Origin of the sequence: Rhizobium sp. CRRU65 (assembly GCF_048551595.1) — a bacterium.
Taxonomy (GTDB): Bacteria; Pseudomonadota; Alphaproteobacteria; order Rhizobiales; family Rhizobiaceae; genus Rhizobium; species Rhizobium leguminosarum_J.
This window is the reverse complement of record NZ_JBLYZH010000032.1, coordinates 1-23,911: the sequence shown is the minus strand read 5'-3', so window position 1 is coordinate 23,911 and position 23,911 is coordinate 1. Positions and strand designations below refer to the sequence as shown.

23 protein-coding genes and 1 riboswitch are annotated in these 23,911 nt (G+C 60.9%); of the genes, 8 read left to right on the top strand and 15 right to left on the bottom strand.

Going from position 1 to position 23,911, the window contains the following annotated elements; all coding sequences use genetic code 11:
* Positions 1-18: 18 nt before the first annotated feature.
* The 9 genes from ACM5SV_RS36000 to ACM5SV_RS35960 form a co-directional block, all read right to left on the bottom strand.
* A complete protein-coding gene (locus ACM5SV_RS36000) occupies positions 19-1,215 on the bottom strand; it encodes an efflux RND transporter periplasmic adaptor subunit (protein ID WP_113548577.1) in 1,197 nt (398 codons plus the stop codon).
* 272 nt (positions 1,216-1,487) lie between these two features.
* A complete protein-coding gene (locus tag ACM5SV_RS35995) occupies positions 1,488-2,252 on the bottom strand; it encodes a DUF4239 domain-containing protein (protein ID WP_131629384.1) in 765 nt (254 codons plus the stop codon).
* A gap of 146 nt (positions 2,253-2,398) precedes the next feature.
* Positions 2,399-3,532: a calcium:proton antiporter gene (locus tag ACM5SV_RS35990; RefSeq protein WP_113548582.1), complete on the bottom strand. Its 1,134-nt coding sequence runs from the start codon at positions 3,530-3,532 to the stop codon at positions 2,399-2,401.
* 236 nt (positions 3,533-3,768) lie between these two features.
* On the bottom strand, positions 3,769-4,476 hold the full coding sequence (locus ACM5SV_RS35985; protein WP_222018261.1) for an SDR family NAD(P)-dependent oxidoreductase: 708 nt from the start codon (positions 4,474-4,476) through the stop codon (positions 3,769-3,771).
* 155 nt (positions 4,477-4,631) lie between these two features.
* On the bottom strand, positions 4,632-4,982 hold the full coding sequence (locus ACM5SV_RS35980; protein ID WP_012759119.1) for a ribbon-helix-helix domain-containing protein: 351 nt from the start codon (positions 4,980-4,982) through the stop codon (positions 4,632-4,634).
* 25 nt (positions 4,983-5,007) lie between these two features.
* Positions 5,008-5,604 carry a DJ-1/PfpI family protein gene (locus tag ACM5SV_RS35975; RefSeq protein ID WP_113548574.1) on the bottom strand — a complete coding sequence of 199 codons (597 nt, stop codon included), beginning with the start codon at positions 5,602-5,604 and terminating at the stop codon, positions 5,008-5,010.
* Between the two features lie 105 nt (positions 5,605-5,709).
* On the bottom strand, positions 5,710-6,102 hold the full coding sequence (locus ACM5SV_RS35970) for a DUF779 domain-containing protein (protein ID WP_012759117.1): 393 nt from the start codon (positions 6,100-6,102) through the stop codon (positions 5,710-5,712).
* 217 nt (positions 6,103-6,319) lie between these two features.
* Complete coding sequence (gene adh, locus ACM5SV_RS35965; RefSeq protein WP_222018263.1) at positions 6,320-7,828, bottom strand: aldehyde dehydrogenase; 1,509 nt, start codon at positions 7,826-7,828, stop codon at positions 6,320-6,322.
* A 166-nt stretch (positions 7,829-7,994) separates the two neighbouring features.
* Positions 7,995-8,954 carry a helix-turn-helix domain-containing protein gene (locus tag ACM5SV_RS35960; protein WP_128440364.1) on the bottom strand — a complete coding sequence of 320 codons (960 nt, stop codon included), beginning with the start codon at positions 8,952-8,954 and terminating at the stop codon, positions 7,995-7,997.
* Between the two features lie 208 nt (positions 8,955-9,162).
* On the opposite strand from ACM5SV_RS35960, the gene msrB reads away from it, so the two are divergent.
* Positions 9,163-9,648 carry a peptide-methionine (R)-S-oxide reductase MsrB gene (gene msrB, locus ACM5SV_RS35955; protein WP_012759114.1) on the top strand — a complete coding sequence of 162 codons (486 nt, stop codon included), beginning with the start codon at positions 9,163-9,165 and terminating at the stop codon, positions 9,646-9,648.
* Between the two features lie 40 nt (positions 9,649-9,688).
* Here msrB and ACM5SV_RS35950 read toward each other — a convergent pair whose 3' ends face one another.
* Complete coding sequence (locus ACM5SV_RS35950) at positions 9,689-10,897, bottom strand: TIGR03862 family flavoprotein (RefSeq protein WP_222018265.1); 1,209 nt, start codon at positions 10,895-10,897, stop codon at positions 9,689-9,691.
* 69 nt (positions 10,898-10,966) lie between these two features.
* Positions 10,967-11,389, bottom strand: coding sequence for a MerR family transcriptional regulator (locus ACM5SV_RS35945; RefSeq protein WP_012759112.1), 423 nt, complete (start codon positions 11,387-11,389; stop codon positions 10,967-10,969).
* A gap of 71 nt (positions 11,390-11,460) precedes the next feature.
* Between ACM5SV_RS35945 and ACM5SV_RS35940 the strand changes: the two genes are divergently transcribed.
* From ACM5SV_RS35940 to ACM5SV_RS35915, 6 genes are all read left to right on the top strand, one after another.
* Positions 11,461-13,728 (top strand): heavy metal translocating P-type ATPase, encoded by a 2,268-nt coding sequence (locus ACM5SV_RS35940; protein ID WP_222018266.1) that lies wholly within the window; start codon positions 11,461-11,463, stop codon positions 13,726-13,728.
* A 242-nt stretch (positions 13,729-13,970) separates the two neighbouring features.
* A riboswitch (cobalamin riboswitch) is annotated at positions 13,971-14,195 on the top strand.
* 279 nt (positions 14,196-14,474) lie between these two features.
* Entirely contained in the window at positions 14,475-14,696 is a 222-nt protein-coding gene (gene nrdH, locus ACM5SV_RS35935) for a glutaredoxin-like protein NrdH (protein WP_222018269.1), read from the top strand.
* A gap of 9 nt (positions 14,697-14,705) precedes the next feature.
* A complete protein-coding gene (nrdI, locus tag ACM5SV_RS35930; protein WP_012759109.1) occupies positions 14,706-15,119 on the top strand; it encodes a class Ib ribonucleoside-diphosphate reductase assembly flavoprotein NrdI in 414 nt (137 codons plus the stop codon).
* Positions 15,089-17,239, top strand: a complete 2,151-nt coding sequence (gene nrdE / locus ACM5SV_RS35925) for a class 1b ribonucleoside-diphosphate reductase subunit alpha (protein ID WP_260686302.1) — start codon at positions 15,089-15,091, stop codon at positions 17,237-17,239. Before nrdI ends, nrdE begins: the two co-directional genes overlap by 31 nt.
* A gap of 86 nt (positions 17,240-17,325) precedes the next feature.
* Positions 17,326-18,300 carry a class 1b ribonucleoside-diphosphate reductase subunit beta gene (gene nrdF, locus ACM5SV_RS35920; protein ID WP_222018273.1) on the top strand — a complete coding sequence of 325 codons (975 nt, stop codon included), beginning with the start codon at positions 17,326-17,328 and terminating at the stop codon, positions 18,298-18,300.
* A gap of 205 nt (positions 18,301-18,505) precedes the next feature.
* The gene (locus ACM5SV_RS35915; RefSeq protein WP_222018275.1) at positions 18,506-19,738 is read left to right on the top strand and encodes an adenylate/guanylate cyclase domain-containing protein; all 1,233 of its coding nucleotides are present in this window, start codon (positions 18,506-18,508) and stop codon (positions 19,736-19,738) included.
* An 18-nt stretch (positions 19,739-19,756) separates the two neighbouring features.
* Here ACM5SV_RS35915 and queE read toward each other — a convergent pair whose 3' ends face one another.
* The 4 genes from queE to ACM5SV_RS35895 all read right to left on the bottom strand — a co-directional run bounded on the left by queE (position 19,757) and on the right by ACM5SV_RS35895 (position 22,775).
* Positions 19,757-20,485, bottom strand: a complete 729-nt coding sequence (gene queE / locus ACM5SV_RS35910; protein WP_222018276.1) for a 7-carboxy-7-deazaguanine synthase QueE — start codon at positions 20,483-20,485, stop codon at positions 19,757-19,759.
* A complete protein-coding gene (gene queD / locus ACM5SV_RS35905) occupies positions 20,482-20,838 on the bottom strand; it encodes a 6-carboxytetrahydropterin synthase QueD (protein WP_012759104.1) in 357 nt (118 codons plus the stop codon). Before queD ends, queE begins: the two co-directional genes overlap by 4 nt.
* Positions 20,838-21,548 carry a 7-cyano-7-deazaguanine synthase QueC gene (gene queC / locus ACM5SV_RS35900; protein ID WP_222018278.1) on the bottom strand — a complete coding sequence of 237 codons (711 nt, stop codon included), beginning with the start codon at positions 21,546-21,548 and terminating at the stop codon, positions 20,838-20,840. Before queC ends, queD begins: the two co-directional genes overlap by 1 nt.
* Before the next feature lie 174 nt (positions 21,549-21,722).
* Positions 21,723-22,775: a LacI family transcriptional regulator gene (locus tag ACM5SV_RS35895; protein WP_012759102.1), complete on the bottom strand. Its 1,053-nt coding sequence runs from the start codon at positions 22,773-22,775 to the stop codon at positions 21,723-21,725.
* Positions 22,776-23,082: 307 nt separating this feature from the next.
* On the opposite strand from ACM5SV_RS35895, the gene ACM5SV_RS35890 reads away from it, so the two are divergent.
* Positions 23,083-23,911, top strand: an 829-nt coding sequence (locus tag ACM5SV_RS35890; RefSeq protein WP_419425519.1) for an ABC transporter substrate-binding protein, incomplete at its 3' end; no start/stop codon positions are given.

Sequence of the window (23,911 nt, the reverse complement as noted above, 5' to 3'; positions counted from 1 at the left end):
TGAAGCATGGCGGCGGATTCATTGCGTGGTGGTCTTGGCCTTGGCATCGCCGGCGGAAGCTGCCGGCGGGTTCATTTCTATTTTCTCGGGCGCGATCTTGCCGCCGGGGATGGCCTGCTGGATACCTTGCGTCACGACCCAGTCGGCCGGATCGAGGCCGGAGTCGATGACACGGAGCGCACCTTCGCGCTGGCCGGTCTTGACCTGCTTCTGCTCGATGACGTCATCCTTGCCTAGAACGAGCAGGTAGCTGCCCAGCTGGTTCGTTCCGATGGCGTCGTCGCGCACCAGCAGAGCCTTGTCGTTGTGGCCGACCGGCACCCGGACGCGCACGAAGAGACCAGGCAGCATGGCGTGGTCCTTGTTATCGAAGAGGGCGCGCACCTGAAGCGTGCCTGTAGAGGCATCGAGCTGCGGCGAGACGTAGTCGAGATGTCCCTTATGCGGGTAGCCTTCCTCGGTCTGCAGGCCGAGTTCTGCCGGAATGCTCGGAAGATCCGTCTGCTTGAAGGTGCGCCCCTGCCTTGCCAGGGTTTCCTTGATCATCAGCACCTGGGTTTCGCTGACGTTGAAATAGGCATAAAGCGGATCGGTCTGAACGATGCTGGCGAGTTTGGTGGGACCGGATACGCCGACAAGCGCGCCGATATCGACGAGGTGATCGGTGACGGTGCCGTCGAACGGGGCAAGCACCTCCGTATATCCGAGGTTGATCGTCGCAAGATCGAGATTGGCCTGGGCATTGAGGATGGATGCATTCGCCTCGTCGAGCGTCGCTTTGGCGCTGTCAACCGCGGTCTGGGTGGTGACCTGTTGCTTCGACAGATTGAGCTGCCGGTCGTATTCCTGCTTCGCGCCGACCTGGGACGCTTGTTGCGAGGCGAGCGATGCCTTGGCCTGATCCAGTTGTGCCTGATAAGTGTTGCGCTCAATTCCGAAGAGCTTGGTGCCCTTCATCACCGTCATGCCGTCCTGGTAATCGATCGATTGGACGTAGCCTTGGACGCGCGCCTCGATATCGACGGAGTTGAGCGGCGCCGTGTTGCCGGTGAGTTCGAAATAGAGCGTTACCGGTTGCTGGACCGGCTGGGCGACACGAACCGGAGGTGGAGGAGGGGCAACGTAGGTGTTGCCGCTTTCCTCACAGCCAGCGAGAATTGCCATGCCGGCAAGCATCATGGACAGGTGCAGACCCTGATACAATCTCACACGCATTGCCGCCGCCCCGATGTTTACGAGCCTACTGCATAATTCATAGAAGCAAATCGGTTTTTTGAATTATGCAGCAATTTCAATGATCTACTGCGTCCTTTGCGCGTCTGAAAAGACGCGCGGCGCTGTAGTCTTCATGCGTGCCTCGGTGGAGACGACCCCTCTCCGAAAAGTTCCGGGCATGCGATATTATGTCGCGGCATTGCTAAAAATTGCAATAGCTGCTGGTGCACAATTAAACTGTGAGCTCGTCCTCGATGGATAAGATGACGCGGCTACGGTTTCCCCAGCCGTTCGATGGCAAACTGTAATGGTGCATCCGAAACACGGATCAGCCCGACATATGGGTTGGCCATATCCGAAACCAGGAAGATGGCGCCGGCGACGGACAGGGCGCAGACGAGCAGAATTGACAGCACTGTCGGATTGGCCGGCGCCTGCAGCCCGAAGGTCGCAAAGAGCAGCGAAAGCCAACAGACGAGAACGGTCAGAAAAGCCCAGGGTAAACCCTCTTTGCCGGATTCAACCAACAGCCAGTGGGTTTCGGCCAACATGCCGCTCACTTCCAGCGCACGCGCCTGGAGAGAGTGCTGCACGGCATCCCTCGGCGCCAGGGACCGAAGGTCGGCCTGAACCGCCTCGATGTCCTGATATTCCCCCGGCGCATTGCCGGATGTCTCGTCGGTGGTCTCGGCAGTCCAGCCACGGCTCAGGCGTTTCTCGATGAGTTCACGCAGCAATTGACGCGCCTTGTCGGTTTCCGGCCCGTATTGCGCCATGACGCGGTCAAGCAGGAGTACCCGTGCCGCCGCCGTTCTCATTTCCACTTCGGCGTTGTCATAGGATGACTTGGCGGATGCGATCAGAAGGCCGAGCGCCAGAGCCGACAGCGTTCCCACCACCGCGGTCGCCAGCCTGATGACGTCCTTGGATTCTGCATTGAGATGGTGATCCGGCAAGCGGCCGCGCACGATCAATCCTATCGACGTCGCCATCGACAGAAAAACAAATACCAGCCCGCCAACCAACAGTGAGCCCAAGTCCCATCTCCGTATCGCCGCGTAGGTCCTGCAGCCACCGTGATTGCTTGCAAGCTGTGCAATAGCTCCCGTCATCATAGCGGAAGACAGACCAAGCGCGGAACTCTTTACTTTCCTGATCTTGCGCGGCCGCCATCGAGCGGGTTTCATTGCTGGAAAATCAGCAACATGTAAGCCAGGAAAAGCACCAGATGGACAGCGCCTTGCATGAGGTGCGTGCGGCCGCTGGCAAAGGTGATGATGCTGACGGCAAGAGTGAGCAGGAGCATCACCAGATCTCCATGCTCCAGGCCGAGTGTCACGGGGTGTCCGTAGAGCTGACTGACAACAAGCATTGCCGGTACGGTCAGCCCGATCGTCGACAGCACCGAACCAAGGAAAATGTTGACGGCGCGCTGAAGATTGTTGGCGACGGACGCGCGCACGGCGCTGATTGCCTCGGGTGTCGCGACAAGGATGGCCATGACGACACCGCCAAATGCGGTTGGGGCATGCAGGGTTTCGATAATGTAATCGATCGGTCGGGCAAGCTGTTCGACTAGAAAGACGACCGGACCCATATGGGCGAAAAGCAAAATGGCATGAGGCCAGACCGGTCGATGGCGAGGGACACGTTCGCTGACAGGCTCGTGAAGGTTGCTGTCGTCAGTGAAATAATCCCGATGGCGGCCCGCCTGAAGAAGCAGAAACGTAGCGTAAAGGCCGACCGATATTATGCCCAGTATCAGTTGTCTCGGTGCGGATGGATGCTGTCCGTCCGGGCCTGCAAGAAATGTCGGCATCACCAGGCTCAGGGTTGCCAGCGGAACGATGACACCCAGATAGGCGTTGGCGCCCTGCAGGTTATGCTGCTGTTCCGGTCGCCGCCATGCGCCCAGCAGCAATGACAGGCCGACCATGCCGTTCAGGATGATCATGACGACTGCGAACAGGGTGTCGCGTGCAAGCGTCGGATTGTTCTCGCCGTGAAGCATGACGGCTGATATTGCCATCACCTCGATCGAGGTGATGGCAAGCGTCAGAATGAGCGTGCCGTAGGGCTCCTTCAGCCGCTCAGCCAAATGATCCGCATGCCGGACAACCGACAGAGCGGAGCCAAGGACGGCGGCGAACAGCCACGCGAAAACGACAGTGAACCAAAGGGGATCGGCAAGCCGGCCGAAGAGCTGTTCCTGGAAGGCAAGAAACGCCAGGCTGGTCGCGACGCTGACGCCCAGGAACCATTCCTCGCGCATCAGGCTGGTTGCGCCGACGGCGCGCAATGCCGGACCCTCCGTCATCGAAACCATCCGCCTTCTGGCAAATGCCGCTGCAATGCGATCATCAACACCATTGTGTCCGCCCGCTGTTCCCCTGCCCGTCCCATGAGCAGGCGCAGACGAGGCTGCCTCAAGGCGAACCGAAGCTCAAGTCAGATCGTAAATCACTGATTAAAACTTGCAGGGCTCTGTTGTTCATCACCCACGGATCTCGGCAAAGGAGCAGTCGCGGGCGACCGATCATGCCACGTCACCCGCTATTCGCGGCCGGTCGCCGGGATTGCCGCGCCGGTGACGACGGCTGCGGCCGGCGAAATCAGGAAGGCGACGAGGCGGGCGATCGATTGCGGCGATACCCAGCCGTCCGTCTTCGCATCGGGCATGGCTGCGCGGTTCTCAGGCGTGTCGATCGTGCCGGGCAGGATGCAGTTGGCGGTGATGCGGTCGTCGCGGCATTCGGCAGCGATCGCCTCGGTCAGCCGGATGACGGCGGCTTTCGAGGCGGCGTAAGCGGCCTGCTTGGCGCCAGCCTTCAGGCCGGGCGCGGCGGCGATATGAACGATGCGGCCGTAGCCGGCCGCCTTCATGGTCGTGAGAACCGCGGCGCTGATCGTCAGGGCAGTGCGGGCGTTTGCGGTCATCATCGTCTCCCACTGCGCGGGCGCCTCCGGCCCGACCGGCCCCATCTGGAAACCACCGACGGTGTTGACCAACGCGCTGACGCCGCCAAAGCGCTTGACGGCCCGAGCGACAGCGGCGGCACAGGAAGCATAATCAGTCAGGTCCGTTCCCGCGATCGACAGAAACTCGGTGGAGGCAGGAAGATCGCCGGCCAAGGCTTCCAGCTCATGGCTCGAACGGTTCATGCAGACGAGTTTGGCGCCGGCGCTGGCAAGCTCGCGGACAACGGCGCTGCCGAGGTTGCCGCCGGCTCCGGTGACGATCACGGCTTTCTGGTCTTTCATGGCAATCGATCTCCTGACGGTGCCCGCGCTGGACGGTGCCGCGCATTGTTGATCCAGGCTGTGCGGCAGCGCAAGCCCGCCGCCCAGATGTTTGCAAAACGGCCCGCGAAGCTATCCGCAGGCCGTTCGTCTTTGATCGCCTGTCGGACCAGCTTTCAATGATATTTCGCCCGTTCGCGGTCGAGGATGACAGGCGCGTCGAGGCCGGCGATGGGACGGGTGACATCGGCCGGGATGTCGCCGGTGAGCTGCAGGTCGAGATAGCGGGCACAGCAGACCCGCAGGAAAGACGTGAAGTTGCCGAGATCGTGGCCGGCATCGATCGATTCATGATGCAGCCGGGTGATCAGCTGGACGACATTCATGCCGTCGCGGCGGGCGATTTCCTCCAGCTTCGCCCAGAAGAAGTTCTCCAGCCTGACGCTGGTGACCATGCCGTCGATGCGCAGCGATCGGGTGGCGCTTTCCCAGAGCCGAGCATCCGCCTTGATAAACAGTTCACACATATCGTCCTCCCCGGTGCCGCCCTTCTCAGGCGGCGTTGGTTTCGAGCAGTGCTGCGGCATCGAGCACGGCCATGAACTGGCGCAGCCACGACGGATGCGCCGGCCAAGCGGGCGCCGTGACCAGATTGCCGTCCGAGACTGCATCGCTGATAGCGATGTCGGCATAAATGCCGCCGGCAAGTTCGACCTCCGGCCGGCAGGCGGGATAGGCCGAGCAGGTGCGGCCCTTCAGCACGCCAGCGGCGGCGAGCAGTTGCGCGCCATGGCAGATGGCGGCGACGGGTTTTCCTGCGTCGAAGAAGTGCCGGACGAATTTGAGGACATCGGCATTGAGGCGAAGATATTCTGGCGCGCGGCCGCCGGGGATGACGAGGGCATCGTAATCTTCGGCCCGCACACTGTCGAAAGTGGCGTTCAGCGCAAAATTATGGCCGCGCTTTTCGGAATAGGTCTGGTCGCCTTCGAAATCGTGGATGGCGGTGGCGACGGTCTCGCCAGCGTTCTTGCCGGGGCAGACGGCATGGACCGTATAGCCGCAGGCGAGCAGTGTCTGGAACGGCACCATCGTTTCGTAATCTTCGGTGAAATCACCTGTTATCATCAGGATCTTTGAGGCTGGCATCGTTTCCTCCCTTTGAAACCAACTGGCGGAGCTTAGCAAAGAGCTGTGGAGAGCAGGTACTATGGGAATACTACAGGCGAAATTCCCACCGGTCGAACGACAGCCTCAGACCGCCCTGACCTTCACATCAGGCACTGCGCAGGCCTCGCCGCCGCCGAAGAGGCGGGAGCGGGTGAGGAAGCGCTTCTCGCGGCCATTGTCGAGCGAGAACATGCCGCCGCGGCCGGGCACGACGTCGATGATCAGCTGCGTATGCTTCCACGCCTCGAACTGGCCGGCGCTGATATAAACAGGTACGCCGCCGATCTCGCCGAGCTTGACGTCACTGTCGCCGATCATGAATTCGTTGGCCGGATAACACATCGGCGAGGAGCCGTCGCAGCAGCCGCCGGACTGGTGGAAGAGGATATCGGGATGATCGCGCTTGATTTCTGCGATCAGATCGAGAGCTGCGTCGGTTGCGAGAACACGCGGTTCGCCGTTGACGGTGGTTTCCATCACTCTTCCTCCAAAGTTTCGGGAGGAGAATTCCCCTCCCCAACCCCTCCCCACAAGGGGGAGGGACTTATAATGCCGCTCCGACAGCTCACCACGCCGAAGTTTCGGCAAGAAGATATGTCTTTTTAGAACGAGGCAGTTCAACGGGTTAAGCCCCTCCCCCTTGTGGGGAGGGGTTGGGGAGGGGGGTGAGACCCTCCCACCATGCCGAAGCATCTCAGAAGAAGCCGAGTGCCTTCGGGCTGTAGCTCACCAGCATGTTCTTGGTCTGCTGGTAGTGGTCGAGCATCATCTTATGGGTTTCACGGCCGATGCCCGACTGCTTGTAGCCGCCGAAGGCGGCATGGGCCGGGTAGGTGTGGTAGCAGTTGGTCCAGACGCGGCCGGCCTGGATCTCGCGGCCGAAACGGTAGCAGCGATTGGCATCGCGGCTCCAGACGCCGGCGCCGAGGCCGTAGAGCGTGTCGTTAGCGATTTCGAGCGCTTCCTTCTCGTTCTTGAAGGTCGTCACCGAAACCACCGGCCCGAAGATTTCCTCCTGGAACACGCGCATCTTGTTGTGACCCTTGAAGATCGTCGGCTTGACATAGTAGCCGTTCGCCAGCTCGCCGCCGAGATCGTTGCGCGAGCCGCCGGTCAGCACTTCCGCGCCTTCCTGCTTGCCGATGTCGAGATAGGCGAGGATCTTTTCCAGCTGCTCGGTCGAGGCCTGGGCGCCGATCATCGTTGCGCTATCGAGCGGGTTGCCCTGCTTGATCGCCTCAACGCGTTTGACGGCCTTTTCCATGAAACGGTCGTAGATCGATTCCTGGACGAGGGCGCGGCTCGGGCAGGTGCAGACTTCGCCCTGGTTCAAGGCAAACATCGCAAAGCCTTCGAGCGCCTTGTCGAGGAAGTCGTCGTCTTCCGCCATCACGTCGGCGAAGAAGATGTTCGGCGATTTGCCGCCGAGCTCCAGCGTCACCGGAATGAGGTTCTGGCTGGCATATTGCATGATAAGCCGGCCTGTCGTCGTCTCGCCGGTGAAGGCGATCTTAGCGACGCGCGGGCTGGTCGCCAGCGGCTTGCCGGCTTCGAGGCCGAAACCGTTGACGATGTTGAGGACCCCTGCCGGCAGGAGATCGCCGACGAGTTCAGCCCAGACCAGGATCGAGGCCGGGGTCTGCTCGGCGGGTTTCAGTACGACGCAATTGCCGGCGGCAAGTGCGGGCGCCAGCTTCCAGGTGGCCATCAGGATCGGGAAGTTCCACGGAATGATCTGGCCGACGACGCCGAGCGGCTCATGGAAGTGATAGGCGACAGTGTCGTGGTCAATCTCGCCGATCGAACCTTCCTGGGCGCGAATGCAGGAGGCGAAATAACGGAAATGGTCGATCGCCAGCGGAATGTCGGCCGCCATGGTTTCACGGATCGGCTTGCCATTGTCCCAGGTCTCAGCCTGGGCGAGCAATTCAAGCTTGTCTTCCATGCGCTGGGCGATCTTCATGAGGATATTGGAGCGCTCGGCAACCGAGGTGCGACCCCATTTTTCCTTTGCCGCATGAGCGGCGTCGAGTGCGAGGTTAATGTCCTTTTCATTGGAGCGGGGAATGTCGCAGAGCTTGCCGCCGGTGACGGGCGTGAGGTTTTCGAAGTATTTTCCCTCGACCGGCTCGCGCCATTCGCCGCCGATATAGTTGCCGTATTTCAGCTTGAACGGCGACTCGACGATTTTCTGATGAAGCATGTCATCCTCCCTTGATGATCCAGGTTCCCAAGCGAACCAGTGGGAGGAAAATGAGCATGTTTTGGCGGAGGGACTAGGGCGGGTCTTCCATACCGCAGTGCACAGTGTCGCAGACCTGCGACAGCATCGGGTCACGATTCCTCCAGGAGCGGGACCTTTACACTGATCAGTGGAGATCGAGCTTTTTCATCTTCCTGTGCAGCGTGGCACGGCTGATGCCGAGTGCGATCGCTGCCTGCGAGACATTGCCGCCGGCGCGCGACAACGCCCGCAAGAGTGCCGCCTTCTCCGCCTCGACGATCTCATCCTGCTGGGAGACGCCAGCCTCGTGCAGGGCATCGGCCGCCGGAATGCCGGCGGCGATGCGCTTGTCGTCCAGCTGCAACGCGATGCGGGCGGCGCGCGTTGCGCCGAGCACCAGATCGTGCCTGTCGACGGCGAGCAGGGCGGCAGCGGAATTGGCTCCGGCCGGGACCATCAGGAAACGCGCGCCGGCAAAGGCCGAGCGGAAAAGGTTGAGTTCGATGCGCATCGCCGCATCGCGCACGGTCTGCGTCAGGATCGCCAGCGTCATCTCGTTGACGTCTTCGCGGCATGCGGAGATGTCGAGGGCTGCTGCCACCTGCCCACGATGATCGCGGATCGGCGCGGTCGTGCAGCTGAGGCTGGTGTTCGAGCTGAAAAAATGCTGATCGCGGAAGATGGCGACGGCACGCTCGTCGGCAAGTGCGGTGCCGATGCCGTTGGTGCCGATGCTGGCCTCGGTCCAGACCGAGCCGGTCCAGAGGCCGAGTTCGCGGAATTCCTTGTCGTCTCCGGCAGCGCCCCGGCGTTCCAGCGCGATGCCGTTCTTGTCGGTCAGAAGCAGGCAGCAGCCGGCCCTGCCAACGGTGGTAAAGAGACGATCGAGCTCTTCCGTGGCGCTGGCAATCAGCTGTTCGGACTGCTCGCGCGCGCGGCGGAATTCCTGGTCGGTCAGGCGCAGTGGAGCCCGCTGGTCCTCGGGGGCGAGCTGGTGCATGGTCATGCACCGCCGCCATGAGGCGACGACAGGGGAACTCGCCGCCGCAGAATCGCGCTGGGCAGATGTGTAGACGTGCTCGGCGTGCGCTGAGTGTTCGTGCATCGGCTCCTCCCATCGAATTTCAGCACATTCTGATAGAAAAATGGCTGGTTTGCAATCGGCCGGCGCTGGCGGGCGTCAGCGTGCGGCGCTTTCTGACGAAAGTGACGGAAATCACATTTCGGTGTTTGGGTGGCCATGGTGTAACAAAAGACCCTCTTTCTCGTAGTTCTTTGCAGAAGCAAGGTTTGCCAGACGAGGAGATCCGACCATGCTGAACAGACGATTGTTGCTGACGGGCGCCGCTTTTGGGGCGCTCGCGGTTCACTTGGACTTAGCCGGCAAGGCGATCGCCGCCGAGACGTTTGCGGTGACCCACACCGACGAGGAATGGCGCAAGCTGCTGACGCCGGATCAATATGTCATCCTGCGCCAGGCGGGGACGGAACAGCCCTTCACCAGTGCCTTGCTGCATGAGGAGCGAAAGGGCAATTTCGTCTGCGCTGGCTGCGATCAGGACCTCTTTTCCTCGACCACCAAATTCGACAGCGGCACCGGCTGGCCGAGCTTCTGGGCGCCGCTCGAAAAAGCCGTCGGCACCACGAACGACACGACTTACGGCATGGTGCGCAACGCCGTGCACTGCAGCCGCTGCGGTGGGCATCTCGGCCATGTCTTCGATGATGGCCCGAAGCCAACCGGGCTTCGCTACTGCATGAATGGGCTCGCCATGACATTCCGTCCGGCCTCGGCCTGACTGAGGGATGATCTCACGCGGTGCTGATGACTGCCTGCGCCTAGCGCTGCAACCAGGCTTCGATACCACGGGCTGCCGTCCGGCCGGTCGCCAGGCAGGCGGTGAGGAGATAGCCGCCGGTCGGCGCTTCCCAGTCGAGCATCTCACCGGCGACGAAGGTGCCGGGCAGTGCCTTCAACATGTAGCTGTCGTTGATGCTGCTCCAGCGGATGCCGCCGGCCGAGGAGATCGCTTCGGCGATCGGGCGGGTTTCGATCACCGGCACCGGCAGGGCCTTGATCATGCCGGCGAGACGCTCCGGAACGGTTCGGTCGCGCTCGGGAGCGAGTTCGCGCAACAGCGCCGCCTTGACGCCGTCGAGGCCGGCGCCCTTGCGCAGGCGGTTCGAAAAACTTGATTTGGCGTCCTGCCGTGCAAGGTCGCGGCTCAGCCTGTCGATGGTGCGGCCGGGTGCGAGGTCGAGCGTCAGGGCGGCGCTGCCGTGGATCAGCAGCCGATCGCGGAGGCTGGCGGTGTGGGCATAGATCAGGCTGCCCTCGATGCCGCTCTCGGTGATGACGAATTCGCCGGGAAACGTGCCGGCCTCGGATGTTGCGGTGACCGATTTTACCGGCTCGCCGGCGAAACGCTCGCTGAAGTTCCCGCTCCATCCGACGACGAAGCCGCAATTGGCGGGTTGAAAACTGTGAATTTCCACACCCCTGCCGACCAGCCAAGGCACCCAGGCAGCATCGGAGCCGAGGCGCGGCCAGCTTGCGCCGCCGAGCGCGAGCAGGGCCGCGTCGCAATGGACGATGCTGCGCCCTTCGAGCGTTTCGAAAACATAGCCGTCTTCGGCAAAACCGGTCCAGCGGTGGCGGGTGCGCAGCGTGGCGCCCTGTGCCTCCAGCCGCCTGAGCCAGGCGCGCAGCAAAGGCGAGGCCTTCATCACCTTCGGAAAAACCCGGCCGGACGAGCCGATGAAGGTTTCCGTCCCGAGCTCGCTTGCCCAATTCCTGATATCATCAGGGGTAAACGCATCAAGAGCGGGGCGCAGGCGGGCGGAAGCCGCGGCGAAGCGCGTGGTGAAACGGGCATAATCCTCGGAATGGGTAATGTTGAGACCGGACTTGCCGGCCAGCAGGAACTTGCGGGCAAAGGTCGGCATGGCGTCGTAGACCGTCACCGCATGACCGGAACGGGAAAGCAGTTCGGCAGCCGCGAGACCCGCCGGGCCGCCGCCGATGATCGCAATCCGCTTCTGGTTCATTGATGTCTTCGCCCGATTGTATCTGCGTTCAGTTTTGGCGCGGGCGCGGATCGCCTGCAAGGGCAGAGATCAGTGGTGCGGATGCGTGCACTGGCCGTGATCGGCGAGCACTTCGATGACGCGGCATTGGTCGACGCGGCCGTGGCCGCAGCCTTCCACCATGGTTTCCAGCTCGGCCTTCAGCGCCATCAGGCTGCGGATGCGCTGCTCGACCTCAATGAGGCGGGCCTTGGCGATGGCGTCGGCTGAGGCGCAGGACTGGTGCGGATCGTCCTGCAGGGTGAGCAGCGTGCGGATCGCGTCGATCTCGAAACCGAGTTCGCGGGCGTGGCGGATGAAAGCGAGACGGCTGATATCGGCGGGCTCGAAGGAGCGCTGGTTGCCCTCGCTGCGGCTCGGGGCGGCGAGCAGGCCAATGCTTTCATAATAGCGCACCGTCGGCACCTTGACGCCGCTTTGGCGCGCGGCTTCGCCAATGGTGATCTTTTTCATGATTTTCCTCTTGCACCTCTAGTCGCTATAGGATGTAGGAGAGATGCTTCTGTTTGACAAGGAAGCGGATGATGGCTGAGAGCGAGACACGATACCGGGTTGGCGGCATGGATTGCGCCGCCTGCGCAACCAAGATCGATACGGCGGTCAGACGCGTGGCGGGTGTCGCCGATGTTTCCGTCTCGGTGATGGCGGGCACGATGACCGTGCGGCACGATGGCAGCAGCGATCTCAAGGTGATCGAGAAGAAGGTGACGGGGCTCGGCTATTCCGTCGCGCCGCTTGCCGGAAACGCTGCGCCTGCGCATACTCAGGGCTCACAGCATTGTCACGATCATGGACATGGCTGCGGCGATCACGCGGGCCATGACGACGATCATGCGGTACATGATCATGAAGGTCATAGCCATGACCATCCCCACGATCATGGCGAGAAGGAAATCGAGGGGTTGCACGGGCACGATCATGCGCCGATGGCCGGTCCCTGGTGGCAGAGCAGGAAGGGCCGGCTGACCATCCTTTCGGGTGGAGCACTCGTTGCCGCCTACACCGTCGGCCATCTCGTGCCGGCGATCGCGTCCTACGCCTTCATCGTCGCCATGCTGATCGGGCTGGTGCCGATCGCGCGGCGCGCCATCATGGCCGCCTTCTCAGGCACACCGTTTTCGATCGAGATGCTGATGACGATCGCCGCCGTCGGCGCCGTTATCATCAATGCCGGCGAAGAGGCGGCGACCGTTGTGTTCCTGTTCCTCGTTGGCGAGCTGCTGGAAGGGGTGGCAGCGGGCAAGGCGCGCGAAAGCATCCAGTCGCTGACGGCGCTGGTGCCGAAGACCTCGCTGCTCGAAGACAATGGGCAGACACGGGAGGTGCCGGCGGAAAGCCTTTCGGTCGGGGCCATCATCATGGTTCGTCCTGGCGATCGGATCTCGGCGGACGGCATCATCCTCTCAGGCGAGAGCGCGATCGACGAGGCGCCGGTGACGGGCGAGAGCACGCCAGTGCGTAAGGGCGTCGATGCCGTCGTTTTTGCCGGCACGGTGAATGGCGATGCGGTGCTTAGGGTTCGCGTTACGGCGGCCGCGGCCGACAATACCATCGCCCGCGTCGTCAAGCTGGTGGAGGAGGCGCAGGAATCGAAGGCGCCGACCGAGCGCTTCATCGATCGGTTCTCGCGCTATTACACGCCCGGCGTGGTCGTGGTCGCAGCGCTGGTTGCGGTCGTTCCGCCGCTGCTGTTCGCAGGGCCATGGGGCGAATGGGTCTATAAGGGCCTTGCGATCCTTTTGATCGGCTGCCCCTGCGCGCTCGTCATCTCAACGCCGGCGGCGATCGCTGCCTCGCTTTCATCCGGTGCGCGGCGCGGGCTGCTGATGAAGGGCGGCGCGGTGCTGGAGACGCTCGGCAAGGTGACGATGGTCGCCTTCGACAAAACAGGCACGCTGACGGAAGGCAAGCCTCAGGTGACTGACATCATTTCCTTTGGTCTGACCGAGGCGCAGGTGCTGTCGCGCGCGGCGGTGCTGGAACAGGGTTCCAGCCATCCGCTGGCGCTGGCGATCCTCAACCGCGCCAAGGCGGACGGCGTTCCCGTGCCGCCGGCCTTCGAGCTGGAAGCGCTGCCGGGCAAGGGCGTCAGCGGCAAAGTCGGTGGTGAGACGCTGGACCTCTTGTCGCCGCCCGCCGCCCGCGAGCGCGGGACGCTCAGTGCTGAACAGGATGCACGCATCTCAGCGTTGAACGACGAGGGCAAGAGCGTGTCGGTGCTGCTCGTCAACGGTGTTGTGGCCGGCCTTATCGCCATGCGCGACGAGCCGCGTCAGGATGCCGAGGCCGGGCTCGCTGCCCTCAAATCAGCAGGCGTCAAGGCTATCATGCTGACCGGCGACAACAAGCGGACGGCAGCAGCCGTTGCCGGCATGCTCGGCATCGACTGGCGCGGCGAGATGATGCCGGAGGACAAGCAGCGGGTCGTCGGCGAATTGAAGCGCCAAGGCTTCATCGTCGCCAAGATCGGCGACGGCATCAACGATGCTCCGGCGCTGGCCGCTGCCGATATCGGTATCGCTATGGGCGGCGGCACCGATGTGGCGCTGGAGACGGCGGATGCCGCCGTGCTGCACGGACGTGTCGGCGACGTGGCGCGGATGATCGAACTTTCCAAACGCACGATGCGCAATATCCTGCAGAACATCACCATCGCACTCGGACTAAAGGCGGTGTTTCTGGTGACGACGATCGCCGGCATCACCGGGCTCTGGCCGGCGATCCTCGCCGATACCGGCGCCACCGTGCTGGTGACGATCAACGCGCTGCGGCTGCTTCGAATAAAGATATAAACTTTCCTGACTTCATCCCTCCCGCGCTCGTCACCGGCGGGATGTCCCATCGACGATTCAGGCCCGATCTCGAATCGAAAATCGCGGGACCGGCCATAGATAGGCTCTCCTCGTCAGGACCTTCTCCACAGCCTGCTTTCTTTAAGCTTTCGTTAGCCATGTTTTTCACAGGAACGTAGCGATTTCAAACCTGTCGTAACGCAATGCACAAACCATCCGTTGACGCGAATTTGGATTGGCGTACTATATCTAGTGTTCGAGGTTCCGTCGATTCGTGAGGATCGGCGGCTAAGACGGGAATTCGGTGCGCTTCGCCATCATGGCGCGGCAATGCCGGAGCTGCCCCCGCAACTGTAAGCGGCGAGCAACTGTCCGATTTCAGGTCACTGGAGCATGATGCTCCGGGAAGGCTGGGCAGGCGCTTTGACCCGTGAGCCAGGAGACCTGCCTCGAACGAAACGTCCACGGGCGGGGTGTCGGAAGGTCGCGTTGCATGGCTGCGGGGAATCTCCGCATCGCGTTTCGCAGGCCCGAGCCTCCGCCCCCGAAACCTTCGCATTGAGCCACTTCGGGGTGAAGTCATGTCAGTATCTCAGTTCAGGCCGCCACCCGCTAGAGGTAGAGGGCGGATCACGCCCAGCGGCTGAACGAGCCGCATCGCTGCAAAATACAGAGTGTTTTCGACGGATATCGCGAGATTTCCGATCGATGTCCTGCGTCCCAATCGCGTCGTCACGAGGAATATCATGACCATCACCGTCTACAGCAAGCCTGCCTGCGTCCAATGCACTGCCACCTACCGCGCCCTCGACCGGTTGGGCGTCGATTATGACATCGTCGATATTTCGCAGAATGCCGAAGCGCTCGAGCGGGTCCGCAGCCTCGGCTACATGCAGGCGCCCGTCGTCATCGCCGGCGAGCAGCATTGGGCCGGCTTCCGTCCCGACATGATCAGCGCACTTTCCTGAGGAAAGGCGATGGCTCTGATCGTCTATTATTCCAGCCGGTCCGAGAACACCCATCGGTTCGTCGCCAAGCTCGGACTGCGCGCGGCGCGCATTCCGCCAAATGGCGCAGACGCGTTCCATATCCGCGAACCCTTCGTGCTGATCGTGCCGACCTATAGCGGCGACGGCGGCAAGGGCGCCGTTCCCAAGCAGGTGATCCGTTTCCTCAACGATACGGAAAACCGAGGACACATCCGCGGCGTGATTGCCGCGGGCAACAGCAATTTCGGCGAAACATACGGGCTCGCCGGCGACGTGATCTCAAAGAAGTGCCAGGTGCCTTACCTCTACAGGTTCGAACTGCTGGGCACAGAAGCGGATGTCGCCAACGTCAAACACGGAATGGAACGGTTTTGGACACGGGAATTCTCGAACGCCCTTTGAAAGCAGCGGAAACGCTCGACTACCACGCGCTGAATGCGATGCTGAACCTCTATGACGATCAGGGGCGGATCCAGCTCGACAAGGATCGAATGGCGGCCAAGCAGTATTTCCTGCAGCATGTGAACCAGAACACGGTGTTCTTTCACAATCTCCGGGAAAAGCTCGATTACCTCGTGACCGAGGGCTATTACGAGCAGGAGGTTCTCGACCAGTATTCCTTCAATTTCGTGCGGGATCTGTTCGACCAGGCCTATGCCAAGAAGTTCCGTTTCCCGACCTTCCTCGGCGCCTTCAAATATTACACCAGCTATACGCTGAAGACCTTCGACGGAAAGCGCTATCTCGAGCGCTATGAGGACCGCATCTGCATGGTGGCCCTGGCCTTGGCGCGCGGCGACGAGAGCCTTGCCCGCGACATGGTCGACGAGATCATTTCCGGCCGCTTCCAGCCGGCGACGCCGACCTTCCTCAATGCCGGTAAGAAGCAGCGCGGCGAACTGGTTTCCTGCTTCCTGCTGCGCGTCGAGGACAATATGGAATCGATCGGCCGGTCGATCAATTCGGCGCTGCAATTGTCGAAGCGCGGCGGCGGCGTGGCGCTGTCGCTGACGAATATCCGCGAGGCAGGCGCGCCGATCAAGCATATCGAGAACCAGTCCTCGGGCATCATCCCTGTCATGAAGCTGCTCGAAGACAGTTTTTCCTATGCCAACCAGCTCGGCGCACGGCAGGGCGCGGGGGCCGTCTATCTCAATGCCCATCACCCCGACATCATGCGCTTTCTCGACACCAAGCGCGAAAATGCCGACGAGAAGATCCGCATCAAGACGCTGTCGCTCGGCGTCGTCGTGCCCGATATCACCTTCGAACTCGCGAGGAACAACGAGGACATGTACCTGTTCTCGCCCTATGACGTGGAGCGCGTCTATGGCGTGCCCTTCACCGAGATTTCGGTGACGGAAAAGTACCGCGAGATGGCTGACGACGCCCGCATCTCCAAGAAGAAGATCAAGGCACGCGAATTCTTCCAGGTGCTTGCCGAAATCCAGTTCGAGAGCGGCTATCCCTACATCATGTTCGAGGACACGGTGAACCGGGCAAACCCGATCGCCGGACGTGTTTCGATGAGCAATCTATGCTCGGAAATCCTGCAGGTGAGTGAGGCGAGCGAATATAACGACGACCTCTCCTACAAACATCTCGGCAAGGACATCTCCTGTAATCTCGGCTCGCTGAACATCGCGGCAGCGATGGATTCGGTCGATTTCGGCAAGACGATCGAGACCTCGATCCGGGCGTTGAGTGCTGTTTCCGACATGAGCCACATCTCCTCAGTCCCTTCGATCGAGAAGGGCAATGACGAGAGCCATGCGATCGGCCTCGGCCAGATGAATCTGCACGGCTACCTCGCCCGCGAACGCATCTTCTATGGCTCCGAGGAAGGCGTCGATTTCACCAACATCTATTTCTACACGGTGACCTACCACGCGATCCGCGCCTCGAATCTTTTGGCGGTCGAACGCGGCGCGAGCTTCAAGGGCTTCGAGAACTCGAAATATGCCTCCGGCGACTATTTCGACAAATATACCGACCGGCTCTGGGAGCCTGCGACGGAGAGGGTCAAGGCGCTGTTCGAGACGTCAGGCATTCACATTCCGACGCAGGAAGATTGGGTGGCGTTGAAAAAGGCGGTGATGGCCTCCGGCCTCTATAACCAGAACCTGCAGGCGGTGCCGCCGACAGGCTCGATCTCCTATATCAACCACTCGACCTCCTCGATCCATCCGATCGTCTCGAAGATCGAGATCCGCAAGGAAGGCAAGATCGGCCGCGTCTATTATCCGGCGCCGTTCATGACCAACGACAATCTCGATTATTATCAGGACGCCTACGAGATCGGGCCGGAGAAGATCATCGACACCTATGCAGCGGCGACCCAGCATGTCGACCAGGGCCTGTCGCTGACCTTGTTCTTTCGCGACACGGCAACGACGCGCGACATCAACAAGGCGCAGATCCATGCCTGGAAGAAGGGCATCAAGACGATCTACTACATCCGCCTTCGCCAGATGGCGCTGTCCGGCACCGAGGTGCAGGGCTGCGTATCCTGTACCTTGTGATTTGAATGCTGCTGGCGCTGCAAGGAACGGGAGGGTTCGCAGTTCCCTTCGCCATGCAGATTCTGGCGCCCGAAAAGGACCACCCGATGAACATGCAAATCAAACCCGCTTCCCACGTGCGCGCCGTCAACTGGAACCGCATCGAGGACGACAAGGATCTCGAAGTCTGGAACCGGCTCACCGGCAATTTCTGGCTGCCGGAAAAGGTGCCGCTTTCCAACGACATTCCCTCCTGGGCAACGCTGACGCCGGCCGAGCAGCAGCTGACTATCCGCGTCTTCACTGGATTGACGCTGCTCGACACGATCCAGAACGGCGTCGGTTCCATCCGGCTGATGGAGGATGCGGTAACGCCGCATGAGGAGGCGGTGCTTTCCAACGTCTCCTTCATGGAGGCGGTGCATGCGCGCTCCTATTCGTCGATCTTCTCGACGCTGTGCTCGACGCCCGATGTCGACGATGCCTATCGCTGGTCGGAGGAGAACGAATTCCTGCAGCGGAAATCGGCGCTGATCATGGAGCAGTATCGCTCCGGCGATCCGTTGAAGAAGAAGGTTGCGAGCGTTTTTCTCGAAAGCTTCCTGTTCTATTCCGGCTTCTACCTGCCGATGTACTGGTCGAGCCGGGCCAAGCTGACCAACACGGCCGACATGATCCGGCTGATCATCCGCGACGAGGCGGTGCACGGCTATTATATCGGCTACAAGTTCCAGCGCGAGCTGGAGCGGCTCGGCGAGGAACGGAAGCAGGAGATCAAGGATTTCGGCTTCGAACTGCTGCTCGAACTCTACGACAACGAGGCGAAATATACCGAAGCGCTCTATGACGGCGTCGGGCTGACCGAGGACGTCAAGAAATTCCTGCATTACAATGCCAATAAGGCGCTGATGAACCTTGGCTACGAGGCGCTGTTCCCGGCTGAGGCCTGCAAGGTCAATCCGGCGATCCTGTCGGCGCTTTCGCCGAATGCCGACGAGAACCACGACTTCTTCTCCGGCTCCGGTTCCTCCTATGTCATCGGCAAGGCGGTGGCGACCGAGGACGAGGACTGGGATTTCTGAGGCTTGATCGCCGTCTGCCTCTTATCATTTGCTCTCTCATCGCCCACATTCAGCGGAAACCAAAGCGCGTCGCGATCTTTCAGATACGCTCTTCGCGCTTTAGGCCTTTGTTTTTACGCATGTCGTTATCGCAAAACCGCGGCACACTTTTGCGCGACATGCTCTAAATTCGGTACTCGCCGATATGGCGTAGCGGGAGTTTTTGATGTCGTCTTTTTTGAACAAGGCCGGGACTGCCGTCGAAGCGGAGGAAGGCGTCTGGCCGATCCGCAGAAGACGGATTCTCGACTGGCTGGTGAACGAGACGCGCGGTGAGCGGTTCATCGACAATATCCTGGTGGACATGTGCGAGAAGCTGCTGGCGGCAGGCGTGCCGGTGGCGCGGGTGACATTGCATTTCAGGACGAACCATCCGCAATGGATCGGCGCCCGTATCCTCTGGAAGGAAGGCCTGGCAGAGGCGAAGATCAACACTTTCGCCTATGGTGTCGAAAATACGCCGGAGTTCCTGAAGAGCCCCGTCAACGCGATCCATCAGGGTTCGGAGGAGGTGCGTAGACAGCTGGAAGGCACAGCCGACGGCGACGAGGATTCATTCTATCAGGAACTGCGCGATGACGGCCTCACAGAGTATATCGCCTGGCCCCTCGAGCATACTTTCGGCAAACGGCATGTCGCGACATTTTCGACCAGCCGGCCGGGCGGTTTTACGAGCGAGCATGTCGATTTCCTGCGTGATCTGCTGCCGGCCTTGACGCTCGTCAGCGAAATCCGGCTGAAGAACATCATGGCGCGCACGCTGCTGCAGACCTATGTCGGACCGCATGCGAGCGAACAGATCCTGTCGGGCGTCACGACGCGCGGCAGCGGCGCGACCGTCGGGGCGGCAATCATGATCTGCGACCTGCGCGACTTTACGGCGATCTCCGATCTCTGGCCGCGTGACGATGTCATCCATCTGCTCAACGATTATTTCGACGCCATGTCAGATCCGATCGAGCGGCATGGCGGAGAGATCCTGAAGTTCATGGGTGACGGATTGCTGGCGATCTTCCCGTTAGCCAAGGAAACGGCCTGCCTCGATCTGCTGCAGGCGATCCGCGAAGGGCAGGCGTTGATGGCGCAATTGAACCAGCAATATGCGGGCAACGGCCGCGAACCGCTGCGCTACGGCGTCGGGGTGCATGTCGGCGACGTCATGTACGGCAATATCGGCTCGCGCCGGCGGCTGGATTTCACCGTCATCGGCCCGGCGGTCAATGTCGCCTCGCGACTGGAAACCCTGACCAAGGAGGTCAAGCGTCCGGTGCTCTTGTCGCGGGCCTTTGTCGAAATGGCGGGCTGCGCGAAGGACATGGATAGTCTCGGCACCTTCCCGCTGCGCGGGCTTGGAGAGCCCGTCGATGTTTTCGCCTTTCCGGAGCACGTCGCTGCATGATTTTCAGCGCAGGCAGGCTCATACGCCTCGCTTGTTTCCCCAGAGCAGCACGTGCAATTGCGGCAGTACGCGGACTTCAAACCATTGGTCGGCCGTCACCCTTTCGACAAGCCAGTGCATCCGATCCATCACGCCGTCGATATCAGTGCGTGCGTCATCGTTATCGGGCGGCGGCGGCGTATGATTGCCTGGCTGAAGGAACAACGGAATTTGGGGATAGCGCTGACCCGCCTGTTGGGCGAATTCGTAGTCGGCATCGTCGAAGACAACAATCTTCAATGCGACCTCCGGTCCGCCGGCGGCCAGTTGCAGGCAGTTATCCACCTGATCCCAATCCGTCAGCATTCCGCTCGATGGCGGTTTGGGGCTGACGACCAGGACGTCGAGATCGCGAAACCAGCTCTGGGCTATGCTTCCCTGTGTCTCCAGGGTAAAACGATATCCTCGCGAATGGCCAAGCTCGATAAGCGGCCTTAGGGGCTGTATCGCCGGATTGCCTCCGGAAAGGGAAACCGTCAGTGGCTTTCCACCGGAGAGCTTCATGACCTCGTGCCAGATTGCCTCCGTGGACATGGGAATCCATTGATCCCGGAAGGCGCTATCGACGGCGTGAAGGCTGTCGCACCAGGAACACCGGTAGTCACAGCCGCCTGTCCTCACGAACACCGTCGGCAGCCCGATCAAGGCGCCTTCACCCTGTATGGTCGGGCCAAAGATCTCGCTGACGCGAATGGTCCCGGCGCTCACGGCCTGTACTCCGCCCAGGTTTTCGGCGTCTCGCTTACGCGAACGGACGATGTTTCCGGGAAGTGCTGCTTGCACCAGTCGTAGAAGTGCCTCGCCAGGAACTCGGAGGTGACTTTTGAATGGCCGAAGACGTCGTTCAGGTGACGATGGTCGAAAGTTTCGTCGATGTAGCGCTTGAGCGGCGAGAGGTCGTGATAGTCACGGACGAAGCCATCATCATTCAGGCTTTCCGCAGCCAGCTCGACGACGACGACGTAGTTGTGACCGTGGAGCCGAGCACATTGATGGTCGGCGGGCAGGTGATCCAATTGATGGGAGGCGGAGAGATGAAACTCCTTGGTGATGCGGTACATCAATGCACCTCCGTGGCCGAGTATCGCGACACGGCCGCTCTCCAGAAATCCTGGTCTTCGTATTCCGTGGGATCGGGGACGCCGGCAAGATGGAAAGCTTCACGGCGTTCCACACAGGTTCCGCAGCGCCCACAGTGGAGCTCGCCGCCCTTGTAGCAGGACCAGGTTTCCGAGAACGGCGTGCCGTGTTTTTCGCCGTCAACCACGATCGCCGCTTTGGAAACGTCGACATAGGGTGCAAGCAGTTTGACGCTGGCATAACCTTCCAGCGCTTCGTTTTGCATATGCTGGAAAGCATCGATGAAGCCCGGCCGGCAGTCCGGATAAATGAAGTGGTCGCCGCCATGCACCGCGACGGCAACGGCATCTGCTTTTTGCGCGGCCGCCAAACCGAACGCGATTGCCAGCATGATCGCATTGCGGTTGGGCACGACGGTGGCTTTCATGGTCTCCTCGGCGTAGTGGCCATCCGGAACCTCGACATTGTCGGTCAGGGCCGATCCGCTGAGATGACCGCCGATGCTGGCGATGTCGATAATATGATGGGGAACGGCGAGGCGTGAGGCACATCTGGCGGCGAAGTCGAGTTCCTTGCGATGCCGTTGGCCGTAGTCGAAGGATACGAGACCGATAAGCTGTTGTTCCGCTGCTACCTTGTGGGCAAGCGTAACGGAGTCCAGTCCGCCGGAGCAGACAACGATGGTTTTCATATTTTGGATCCCTTGTTTTGACCGGGTGGGCTGCGACCGGATTGCGCGGTGCTTCTAGGACAATTCACGCGCCATGGAAACAGTTTTGAAGCGTCAGCGTCATTAAGGGATGAGATGACGTTGATTTCACGCCGGTTTTCGTAGCTTCGAGGTTTGATGCCAACCCGAGGTCGTCTAACCGATCGGAAAGTTGATCTGCGGCGGCAGCAGGAGTTGCAGATCCTCGGCATCCGGATTGTTGATGCGCTGCAGCAGCATGCGTCCCAAATCCTCGCCGGCCGCCGTCAGGTCCTCGTGGATCGTGTCGACCTTCGGCTGCAGCTGGGTGAGAAGGCGGGACGTCTCCTTGGCGACGATATCGTAATCGACCGCCAGTATGCGGCCGGCATCGCTCATGCCGCTGATGACGGCGAGCGCCGAAACTTCGCCGGGACAGATGAAGCCATCCGGAGCATCTGGCGCGGCTGCGCGGCTGCGGATGAAGTCACGCAGAACGTCTGCCGGTGTATCGAGATCGACCGCCTCGGGAACCTCATAGGCGATGCCTGCCTCCCGCACCGCCGTCATGAAGCCGTGCAGGATATGCTGGCAGAAGGTCAGCCGCTTCGGCGGCAGGATCACCGCCACCTTTCTGCGGCCTTTGGCGATCAGCCGGCGCGCCGCCTCATAGGCAAAGGTGAAATTGTCGTAGTCGACATAGGGGTGCGGCGTCGAAAATTCAGTGCGGCCATGACAGATGAAGGGAAAGCCGGTTTCGAGCAGCAGGCGGACGCGCGCATCGAGCGGTTCGGTGCGCGTGAAGATCAGCCCGTCGGCGAGGTGGTTGCGGATGATGTATTCGGCGGCCTCGATATCGGTCGTCGACAGGAAATTCGGGGCGACGACCAGATGGTATGAGGTCTCCTTCAGCGCCTTGGCGATGCCGTACATGATCGAGGTGCTGAAACCGACCACTTCCTCGTGCGAATCGAGCAGGATGGCGATGACGTTGGTGCGGCCTGTCTTCAGGCGCTGCGCGGCCCGGTCAGGGAGATAGCCGATTTCGCGGGCGATACGATGCACCCGTTGGCGGGTCTCGAGTGAAATCTGCGGCGCATCCGAAAGCGCCCGTGACACCGTCGTCACCGCAAGGCCGGCGATCGTGGCGATCGTTCGCAAGGTCGGCTTGCCGCGCTTATGCGTGATATCGAGATTTTCGCCGCGCTGCGGCCGGGACGGTTCGGTCACCCTTGGCTTTCCATGCTGGAATTGCCGATACCATAACACGATGAATCAGGCGCGCAATCGACGAATGGAAACGTTTTAAATTTTAGCGTTTTGTTAGCCATAGATTAAATATGAATTATATTCAGTAGCTTAGTGAAATAACCATATTTTTCTCGGGAGTCGAGAAAGGGCTTGACGACCAAAGATTTATAACGTTTTAAATTAGCAACCGCGCGGAGGAGCGCGGCCGTATGCTGACCGCTGCAATGGCGGGAAGCATCGGGCGGCAGGGAGGTCCCGCCGCCGATTTGCAAACGGGAGGAAATTCATGAACAAGTTTTTGAGCTCGGCAGCTGTTGCTGTCGTGATGATGGCTGGCCTCAGTGCTGCCCACGCCGCTGACGTTAAGGAAGTACAGATGCTGCACTGGTGGACGTCTGGCGGCGAGGCGGCGGCGCTGAACGTCTTGAAGCAGGATCTTTCGAAGGAAGGTTTTGCCTGGAAGGATGTGCCTGTTGCCGGCGGTGGCGGCGATGCGGCGATGACGGCGCTGAAGGCGATGGTTGCGGCCGGCACCTATCCGACAGCCTCGCAGATGCTGGGTTATACCGTGCTCGATTATGCCCAGGCCGGCGTCATGGGCGATCTGACCGAGACGGCGAAGAAGGAAGGCTGGGACAAGTCGGTTCCGGCAGCCCTGCAGAAGTTCTCGGTCTATGACGGCAAGTGGGTTGCAGCCCCGGTCAACGTCCACTCGGTCAACTGGCTGTGGATCAACAAGGCGGTGATGGACAAGATCGGCGGCACCCAGCCGAAGACCTTCGACGAGCTGATCGCACTGCTCGACAAGGCCAAGGCCGCAGGTGTCATCCCGCTGGCGCTTGGCGGCCAGAACTGGCAGGAAGCGACGATGTTCGATTCCATCGTGCTGTCGACCGGCGGGCCGGAGTTCTACAAGAAGGCCTTCAACGACCTCGACGAGGAATCGCTGAAGTCCGACACGATGAAGAAGTCGTTCGACAATCTGGCGACGATCATCAAATATGTCGACCCGAACTTCTCGGGCCGCGACTGGAACCTGGCAACCGCCATGGTCATCAAGGGTGACGCGCTGGTGCAGGTGATGGGCGACTGGGCCAAGGGCGAATTCGTCGCCG

What these genes read in the sequence shown, in the direction of transcription:
- ACM5SV_RS36000 (WP_113548577.1), bottom strand. Translation starts at nt 1,215, where the DNA reads ATGCGTGTGAGATTGTATCAGGGTCTGCACCTGTCCATGATGCTTGCC.
- ACM5SV_RS35990 (WP_113548582.1), bottom strand. Translation starts at nt 3,532, where the DNA reads ATGACGGAGGGTCCGGCATTGCGCGCCGTCGGCGCAACCAGCCTGATG.
- ACM5SV_RS35985 (WP_222018261.1), bottom strand. Translation starts at nt 4,476, where the DNA reads ATGAAAGACCAGAAAGCCGTGATCGTCACCGGAGCCGGCGGCAACCTC.
- ACM5SV_RS35980 (WP_012759119.1), bottom strand. Translation starts at nt 4,982, where the DNA reads ATGTGTGAACTGTTTATCAAGGCGGATGCTCGGCTCTGGGAAAGCGCC.
- ACM5SV_RS35975 (WP_113548574.1), bottom strand. Translation starts at nt 5,604, where the DNA reads ATGCCAGCCTCAAAGATCCTGATGATAACAGGTGATTTCACCGAAGAT.
- ACM5SV_RS35970 (WP_012759117.1), bottom strand. Translation starts at nt 6,102, where the DNA reads ATGGAAACCACCGTCAACGGCGAACCGCGTGTTCTCGCAACCGACGCA.
- adh (WP_222018263.1), bottom strand. Translation starts at nt 7,828, where the DNA reads ATGCTTCATCAGAAAATCGTCGAGTCGCCGTTCAAGCTGAAATACGGC.
- ACM5SV_RS35960 (WP_128440364.1), bottom strand. Translation starts at nt 8,954, where the DNA reads ATGCACGAACACTCAGCGCACGCCGAGCACGTCTACACATCTGCCCAG.
- msrB (WP_012759114.1), top strand. Translation starts at nt 9,163, where the DNA reads ATGCTGAACAGACGATTGTTGCTGACGGGCGCCGCTTTTGGGGCGCTC.
- ACM5SV_RS35950 (WP_222018265.1), bottom strand. Translation starts at nt 10,897, where the DNA reads ATGAACCAGAAGCGGATTGCGATCATCGGCGGCGGCCCGGCGGGTCTC.
- ACM5SV_RS35945 (WP_012759112.1), bottom strand. Translation starts at nt 11,389, where the DNA reads ATGAAAAAGATCACCATTGGCGAAGCCGCGCGCCAAAGCGGCGTCAAG.
- ACM5SV_RS35940 (WP_222018266.1), top strand. Translation starts at nt 11,461, where the DNA reads ATGGCTGAGAGCGAGACACGATACCGGGTTGGCGGCATGGATTGCGCC.
- nrdH (WP_222018269.1), top strand. Translation starts at nt 14,475, where the DNA reads ATGACCATCACCGTCTACAGCAAGCCTGCCTGCGTCCAATGCACTGCC.
- nrdI (WP_012759109.1), top strand. Translation starts at nt 14,706, where the DNA reads ATGGCTCTGATCGTCTATTATTCCAGCCGGTCCGAGAACACCCATCGG.
- nrdF (WP_222018273.1), top strand. Translation starts at nt 17,326, where the DNA reads ATGAACATGCAAATCAAACCCGCTTCCCACGTGCGCGCCGTCAACTGG.
- ACM5SV_RS35915 (WP_222018275.1), top strand. Translation starts at nt 18,506, where the DNA reads ATGTCGTCTTTTTTGAACAAGGCCGGGACTGCCGTCGAAGCGGAGGAA.
- queD (WP_012759104.1), bottom strand. Translation starts at nt 20,838, where the DNA reads ATGTACCGCATCACCAAGGAGTTTCATCTCTCCGCCTCCCATCAATTG.
- queC (WP_222018278.1), bottom strand. Translation starts at nt 21,548, where the DNA reads ATGAAAACCATCGTTGTCTGCTCCGGCGGACTGGACTCCGTTACGCTT.